Annotated in this window: 1 protein-coding gene; it reads right to left on the minus strand. The window is 40.8% G+C overall.

The window, feature by feature from the left end; genetic code table 11:
- Nucleotides 1-309 (minus strand): transposase (locus KTG12_RS21565; RefSeq protein ID WP_216945564.1); only part of this gene is annotated, 309 nt, incomplete at both ends.

Consider the following 309-nt stretch of genomic DNA (forward strand, 5'->3'; position numbering starts at 1 on the left):
ATTTGAAAACGAAAGTCTTAATACGACTCGATATGGATAGGCCAAAATCCTTAACGTTTAATTTTCGGATGATTGTTTTGTAGAAGTTCCTTATCAATGCAGTCATCAGCAGGTATACTGCATTTTCTGCCATGAATGACTTTGGCAAATGTTTCCATCCAAACCCGTTGTTCATGTCATCGAGGATTCTTTCCTTCCCACCGCGCAGGTTATAGAACTCTACGACATCCCTTATATCGGATTCGAAATCATTGGTAAGGATACACCGGTAGGTATATTCTCCTTCCCATAGCTCCCGTATGTCATCTG

It is taken from the genome of Parabacteroides sp. MSK.9.14 (assembly GCF_019041495.1).
Taxonomy (GTDB): Bacteria; Bacteroidota; Bacteroidia; order Bacteroidales; family Tannerellaceae; genus Parabacteroides; species Parabacteroides merdae.